Genomic DNA, 7,473 nt, shown 5'->3' on the forward strand with positions numbered 1-7,473 from the left:
TGATGAGACAATCTGACTTAACGTCGCCTTTATTTGCTTTTGACTGGTGTTTTGGCTGTTGTTTTGACAGGCGCTTTATTGGATGTCTTCGTTTCGTCTTTCGGTGGCACGATATGCATCACGGTTAGATTGTCTTTGACCAAATACTTTTTACTTGCAGCTTGTATATCAGTAATCGTTACCTTATCAAGCTTAGCAGGTAGCTTAGCCAGCAGCCTGTCATCAAGCCCGATAGACTGTAACGAGCCAATCATACGCGCTTGACCCTCCATACTGTCTTGAGCATATACCAGACCGGTCACCGTATTGGTTTTGGCGCGCTCGATTTCATCGGCCGCAATCGGATCGGTTTTAAGCTTCTCTATTTCAGAGATAATAGCTTGCTGTGCTTGATCTAAGCTCACGCCTTCGCGCGGCGTCGCTTGTATCAAAAATAGCCCATCGCCGCGATCTAATAAGTCATATGAGGTACCCACTGTGGTCAGCAGCCCTTGCTCACGTACTAATCGGCTCTCAAGACGTGCTGATAAACCGCCGTCCAATACGTCTTGCGCAAGCGATAATGCATAAGCTTGCTTTTCATTGCTCGCACCTGCTGTCACAAGGCTTGGGACGTTATAACCCATTAGCAATACAGGCACTTGTACCGCTTGCTCAGACTCTACTTGCTGATAACCGCGAAAGCCTTTTTGACTCACTTCAGGGCGTTTTGGTAGCTTACTTGGTTTTAGCCCATCAAAATAACGCTTTACTTGGGTTAATACGTCGCTTGGTTCAACGTCACCAACGATTACTAAGGTGGCATTATTTGGCGCATACCATGTTTTATACCAATCTTTTAAATCTGCCAGCGTAATCGATTCAAGCTCGCTCATAGGTCCGATGATCGACTCACCTTTTGGACTATTGGGTAGGGCGAGCAGGCGAAATGACTCATAAGCCTTGGCAAGGGGATTGTCATCAGTACGCTGGCGGCGCTCCTCCATCACGACTTGATGCTCTTTGGCAAATTCCTTTTCATCGAAGACTAAGTTTTTCATGCGATCCGCTTCAAGCTCTAGCGCTAAAGGAAAGCGGTTAGCGGGGAACAGCTCGTAATAGCCCGTATAATCATAGCTGGTAAAGGCATTATTGATGCCGCCAAACTTAGCAATCAAGCGTTCATAATCAGCGCTTGATACATTACGGGTGCCTTTAAACATCATATGCTCAAGTACATGTGAGATACCGCCTTTGTCCAGCGGCTCATCGGTTGAACCCACGTTATACCAAATTTGAGTCATCACCACGGGCGCACGATGGTCTTCTTTGACGATTATTTTTAGACTGTTTTCTAACTGATATTCATGGCGACCAGACATATCTGTGGTCAATGCTTCGCTCAGTACTTTTTGCTCATCACCATTTGGCGGTGCAACTTTTTGATGAATGATTGGGTAGTCTGGATGACTTGGATTCATCTGACTGGTCTGACAAGCAGCAAGGCTAGTGGCAAGAGCTAGGCTACAGGCGATACGCAAACTTAGAGAGGATGGCATGATGTTTTCTACTTATAAAAAATAATGACGTATGATGACGACTCAATAAATAAAGTATTGAACCATTAATGCAAATGACTGATAGCAGGTTTTATAAAGATTTGTGAGCGCCAACCATCACACTTGCCGTCGGTTTAAAGGTGGGCGTCGTACTACAGCCTGTGGCTGACAGCGCCAAGACTGCCAATAGTAAACCAGAAGCGAGAAAAATTGTTTTTTGGACATAATTAGAGTTAGAGACAGATAACATGGATAATTCCTAATATAAAAGGCTTAAATAAAGCATATAAATGCGTAGGATAGAAGTCTTGCTAAGAGTAGGCGAAGTTTGACATGAAAAAGGTCAGATTTATGTGTCAAAACCTTAAGAGAAACTTGCTCTGCCAGCGATCTTGCTGAGCATTTATGTAAAAGTCTTAATATCGCGCTTAGTTAACTGGATGATTTTGAGCATTTACAAGCAATCTCGGGTGTGAAAGGCTGAGCTCAACTTGAATTATGCTAAACTAGGCTAAAAATAATCTCTGCATTGAATCATAGCAAACGGACAATACGACAATATATAGATCCGGTTTTACCATAAACATATTACTGATACTGATAAATTTTAGGGCAAACTTATGAATAACCCCAATAATAGCAATCGTGTGGTCATTAATCTTGACAGCGGACTTGACGAATTAGATGACGATGATATTACCTTACCCAGTCTGCCAGTGCAATCTGTCCCCATTATTGATGCAGCTAATAGAAATGAGGCAATTGATAGCGATGAGCCAGTAACGCCTACTGTCAATAAGCAAGTATCAAGTACCGATGCCGCCAAGAGTATTGCTTTGGGCGCGCCTATTCTCACGACCCAAAAGCATAGCGGTACAGAGAATGCCTCAGAGAGCTTTGCAAATGCCAATGCCACTGAAACAGATAAGACGATACCAGCTACCGCTACATCAAAAATCCCTACCATGCCTTTACAAGCACAGTTAGGAGAACGGCCAAGCGTCACTGCTAGCAGTGCTAGTATCACAACTAATAATGATCAAGCGCCTTCTGAGCCACAGCTTGCGCCTTCAGTACAGTCGCAAGCAAATAATGCGCTACAAGAGGAGCCAGAAAATAGCAAAAAGGGCAGCTGGTTTAACCGGATGAAAACCGGCCTAAGTAAGTCGCGTAAGAACTTAGCTGAAGGGATGGTCAGTATCCTTATCGGTGGTAAAGAGATTGATGATGAGCTGTTAGAAGAAGTCGAGGATCAACTGCTGGTCGCTGATATCGGTGTCAATGCGACCAATCGTATTATCAAAAGTCTTACTGAGCAGACCGATCGTGGCGACTTGATTTATGCGCATTCATTATATAAAGCGTTGCAAGCGGAGCTGGTCGATATCTTGTCGCCAAAAGTTGCACCACTTATCATTGATACTAGCAAAAAACCCTTTGTTATCTTGGTAGTCGGGGTAAATGGCGTAGGTAAAACCACCACCATCGGTAAGCTTGCCAAGCGTTTGCAAGGTGAGGGTAAGTCTGTGATGCTAGCAGCTGGCGATACTTTCCGTGCGGCAGCGACCGAACAGCTACAAATCTGGGGTGAGCGCAATCATATTCCAGTAGTGGCGCAAGGTCATGGCTCTGATAGTGCATCAGTTATCTTTGATGCCATGCAATCTGCTAAAGCCAAAAACATCGATGTGTTGATTGCCGATACGGCTGGGCGTTTACAGAATAAAACCCATCTAATGGCTGAGCTTGAAAAGGTCGTGCGTGTCATGCGCAAAGCCGACCCAAGTGCGCCGCATGAAGGCATGATTGTCCTCGATGCTGGCACCGGTCAAAATGCGATTAATCAAGTGGAATTGTTTAATAAAGTGGTACCATTAACAGGTATCACCATTACCAAGCTAGACGGTACAGCAAAAGGTGGCGTGGTCTTTAATATCGCCGAAACCACAGATGTGCCTATTCGTTATATTGGCGTCGGTGAGTCGATTGATGATCTGCGTGCCTTTAGCCCCAAGCAATTTGTCGCAGCCTTGTTTGAAACTGATGATAAAGAATAGTGCTCAGCAGTTTATTTTAGTCTCTACGTAAGTCTTAACGAGATAGCAATTTAAAAGGAGTCGTCATGATAGTCACCACCGCCGTTTTTGGATCTTATCCGCTCACATTAATTGCAAATGTCAATGAATATGGCGCTCCTAAACTGGTTGAGGTCAACTGGCTGCTGGCAGGTGACTCTTGGCATCACTCAAAATCTATTCCCAAACTTAAGAAGTATTATGGTAGTGACGATCAGAGCTTTACGTTTATAGATAAAGATAGCCTAAGCAAAAACGAGCCTGCTCAAGCATTATTAATAGAAGCTATAGCGCAATTAACAGAGTATTTTGCTGGTGATCGCCACGCGTTCGACTTGCCACTAGATACAAGTTTGGGAACCAAGTTTCAGCAACGAGTCTGGCAAGCACTACAAGATATTGCTTACGGTGAGACGATTAGCTATGCGACGCTGGCACAAAATGTCGATAGTCCCAAAGGCTTTCGTGCGGTAGCGAACGCCAATAGTAAAAACCCTTTTAGTATCATCGTTCCCTGTCATCGTGTCATTGCAAGCGATGGTAAGCTTGGCGGTTATACAGGCGGCTTAGATAAGAAGACACACTTATTAGCACTTGAAGGTGTCACGTGCAAAGCTTAATATGAAGTAAGTGCTTTTGGTACTATTTAGTCAAAATATCATTAGTCAAGATACAAACAGATAAAAAAGGCCAAACGCTAAAAACGTTTGGCCTTTTTGATATAAAGCAAAGGAGTTATTGCTCAAGCTGTGCCATGACTTCGTCTGAAAAAGTGACGTTGCTATAAACCTCTTGCACATCATCGATATCTTCTAACATATCAATCATCTTCATAACTTTTTCGGCATCTTCAATGTTGTCAATTTCAGCACTGGTCGATGGCGACATGGTGACTTCAGCATTATCAGAAACCAGACCTGCAGCATTTAGCGCGTCTTTAACATGACCAAAATTCTCCCACTCAGTGATGACAAGTAAGCTTTCGCCATCATTTTCGATATCAAGCGCGCCTGCATCCAATGCCACCAACATGACGTCATCTTCTAAGCTTGTGTCATTAAAGCTAATTTCACCGCGTTTATTAAAGAGATAAGCAACTGAACCTGAAGTCCCAAGATTGCCATCGTTTTTGGTAAAGGCATGACGTACTTCACTGACGGTTCGATTGAGATTGTCAGTCATGGTTTCGACCAATACCGCGACGCCGCCAATGCCATACCCTTCGTAGCTCACTTCGTCCATATTGTCATTATCATCGCCACCAGTACCACGAGCTACCGCACGGTTGATGGTGTCTCGTGTCATGTTGACAGATAGTGCTTTTTCGATGACCGCACGCAGGCGTGGATTCTTATCAGGGTCAGGGTCACCTTGCTTGGCAGCAGAAACAATTTCACGAATAATTTTGGTGAATATCTTACCTTTTACCGCATCCTGACGGGCTTTACGGTGTTTGATATTTGCCCATTTTGAATGGCCTGCCATATGACGTCCTTAAGTATTACGAGTGATGTATTGTACAGATAAAATATTTTTTGGTAAAAAACGATAGCTACTAGCGTTTTTATTACCTGACTACGCGGTTAAACGCCAGTAAGTGATCTGTCGCTAAGTTAACGATTTGTATGTTGTTAATAGCGCTTTTTTGCTACACTGCTATGTTCTGGCTTTTGATCCACTAGTGATTATTCTCGTAGTGATAGATAGCAGCCGATAGCCACATTACTTTCAATATTATAAACCACTTTTACGTATTTTGACCAATCTTAGCTTACGCATATGAGCCTAAGTTGTCCGGTTTTAGATATCCATTGATCCTATGATTTGATTGACTTTATGAAGCAGCCGAATACCGAAGCCGTTACCCATTTGCGTAACCGCATCCATATTATTGTTGAAGGTACAGATACTCGTTTGGGTAAGCTGTTTGATATTGTATTGTTGATTGCGATTTTGACCAGTGTGGCAGTCGTGATGCTCGATAGTGTGCTCTATATGCGCTTGCAGTACGGCACGCTGTTTTTGTATGCAGAATGGTTTTTTACTATTTTGTTTACGATTGAGTATATGCTCAGGTTGTTCTCAGCGCCCAATCGCTTTCGTTATATGTTTAGCTTTTTTGGCATAGTGGATTTATTGTCTGTACTGCCAAGCTACTTGAGCTTGGTGTTTGGCGGCGTACAGTACTTACTTGTCATTCGTATTTTGCGTATTTTGCGTATCTTTCGGGTACTTAAGCTTGAAGCCTATATGCAGCAAGCAGGATTTTTGGCGTCTGCGCTTAGAACCAGTCAGCAAAAAATCACGGTATTTTTCTTATCACTGGTGTTACTGGTGACCATTTTCGGCTCGATTATCTATGTCGTAGAAGGACCAGAAAACGGCTTTACCAGTATTCCGCTGTCTATCTACTGGGCAGTTGTTACTATGACGACGGTTGGTTACGGTGACATGTCACCAAAAACGCCACTAGGGCAAGCCATTGCAACCATGGTCATGATCACAGGTTATTCAATCATTGCGGTGCCGACAGGGATTTTTACCTCAGAGCTTGCACGTAATATGCGCCCGCAGCTCAATCCTGTTACCTGTCCGAACTGTGGTAAATTTGGTCATGCAGTCGGCGCAGAGTTTTGTGACCGCTGCGGGCATGCCTTGCATGTATAGTCGATACGGAAGCTTTTGTATGGTTTTACTACTGAATTCAGTATATTTGTAGCTATGCAACGTTCTAAAATTCAATGCCTTAAAACTCTATATAGTCATGCACCAGTGGCGATAAATCTATCGTCACTCCTAAATTAACGAGGTTCCAGTATTGTCCTGATATAGTACGGTCGAGCATCATCGTAGAGGCTGATGGTTGAAACTGTCCAAAGTATTTCAAAGACGTACGCATCTGTGCAATGACATCATGATGGATTTGACTACTTGCAAAATCAAAAGCACCGTCTTGATAAGGTTTGATAGATAAGGGTTTTAGTCCAATCTCCAGCCATTTGCCATAAAACTCGCCCGGCACGATTTTATCGTCTTCACGGCGTATATCAAGAGCGACCAAATCCTGCTCAAGAGCCGTGACATCACCCTTTAAAGCATGCTTGGCAAAGCGGCGAAATAACTGAACTTCGCTGTCGCTATAGCTGCGAATCCCGCCAAAATCATAGGCAATCACACTGCCATCAGCACGAAAAGCAAAATTACCCGGATGAGGGTCGCAGTGCATGCGATACAACCCAAACAGCTGCCCTGCGGTAAAATGAAACAAGCGTACGGCGATTTTCTGCTTGATGTCATTATCCCACGTTGCTGCCACAGTCAAGGTTTCACCGCTCTCTTCTGTCAAGGTCAAGATTCTTTTAGAAGAGTGACTGCTGATCACTTTTGGGATAATAAGCCCCGTATCATCAGCATGAAAAGCACCAAATACCCGCAGATTATACGCCTCTTTAATATAATCAAGCTCATCATGTAAGCTTTGGCGAATTTCGTGAAATAACTGCTCCTGCAATTGCTTACTCATATTGAGCACGCCAGCGATTTTTAGTGCCATACGGACTTGTTTTAGATCGCTATCACAATTTTTGTCGACATCAGGGTATTGCACCTTAACGACCACCCTTTGTCCGGATGGTAATACCGCTCGATGTACCTGTCCGATGGACGCCGCTGCAAACGGCATTTCTTCAAATTCAGTAAACAAGTCAGTAATAGGCGCTTTTAGCTCACGTTCAACTTGTGTGCGTATCTGTGCATAGGGCATTGCCGGCGCATCTTTTTGCAGCTTCTCTAGGGCAGTTGCAACTTCAGGCGGAAACACATCTTTATATTGCGAGGCGATTTGACCGACCTTCATGACC

General features: G+C 43.8%; 7 protein-coding genes. 3 read left to right on the forward strand and 4 right to left on the reverse strand.

The window, feature by feature from the left end:
- Positions 1 to 29: 29 nt before the first annotated feature.
- A complete protein-coding gene (locus ABYU67_RS06600; protein WP_372844206.1) occupies positions 30 to 1,538 on the reverse strand; it encodes a M16 family metallopeptidase in 1,509 nt (502 codons plus the stop codon).
- A gap of 91 nt (positions 1,539 to 1,629) precedes the next feature.
- The gene (locus ABYU67_RS06605; RefSeq protein WP_372844207.1) at positions 1,630 to 1,788 is read right to left on the reverse strand and encodes a hypothetical protein; all 159 of its coding nucleotides are present in this window, start codon (positions 1,786 to 1,788) and stop codon (positions 1,630 to 1,632) included.
- Positions 1,789 to 2,683: 895 nt separating this feature from the next.
- Between ABYU67_RS06605 and ftsY the strand changes: the two genes are divergently transcribed.
- Together ftsY and ABYU67_RS06615 are read left to right on the forward strand one after the other, a co-directional pair.
- Positions 2,684 to 3,595: a signal recognition particle-docking protein FtsY gene (gene ftsY, locus ABYU67_RS06610; protein WP_372844215.1), complete on the forward strand. Its 912-nt coding sequence runs from the start codon at positions 2,684 to 2,686 to the stop codon at positions 3,593 to 3,595.
- A 65-nt stretch (positions 3,596 to 3,660) separates the two neighbouring features.
- Positions 3,661 to 4,233, forward strand: coding sequence for a methylated-DNA--[protein]-cysteine S-methyltransferase (locus tag ABYU67_RS06615; protein WP_372844208.1), 573 nt, complete (start codon positions 3,661 to 3,663; stop codon positions 4,231 to 4,233).
- Between the two features lie 115 nt (positions 4,234 to 4,348).
- Here the strand turns inward: ABYU67_RS06615 and ABYU67_RS06620 are convergent, their stop codons facing one another.
- Positions 4,349 to 5,098: a YebC/PmpR family DNA-binding transcriptional regulator gene (locus ABYU67_RS06620; RefSeq protein WP_372844209.1), complete on the reverse strand. Its 750-nt coding sequence runs from the start codon at positions 5,096 to 5,098 to the stop codon at positions 4,349 to 4,351.
- A 351-nt stretch (positions 5,099 to 5,449) separates the two neighbouring features.
- Here ABYU67_RS06620 and ABYU67_RS06625 point away from each other — a divergent pair, with 351 nt between their 5' ends.
- Positions 5,450 to 6,280 carry an ion transporter gene (locus ABYU67_RS06625; protein WP_372844210.1) on the forward strand — a complete coding sequence of 277 codons (831 nt, stop codon included), beginning with the start codon at positions 5,450 to 5,452 and terminating at the stop codon, positions 6,278 to 6,280.
- 79 nt (positions 6,281 to 6,359) lie between these two features.
- On the opposite strand, the gene ABYU67_RS06630 is transcribed toward ABYU67_RS06625, so the two are convergent.
- A partial coding sequence (locus ABYU67_RS06630; RefSeq protein ID WP_372844211.1) for an ABC1 kinase family protein occupies positions 6,360 to 7,473 on the reverse strand: 1,114 nt, incomplete at its 5' end.

It is taken from the genome of Psychrobacter sp., assembly GCF_041554015.1.
Taxonomy (GTDB): domain Bacteria; phylum Pseudomonadota; class Gammaproteobacteria; order Pseudomonadales; family Moraxellaceae; genus Psychrobacter.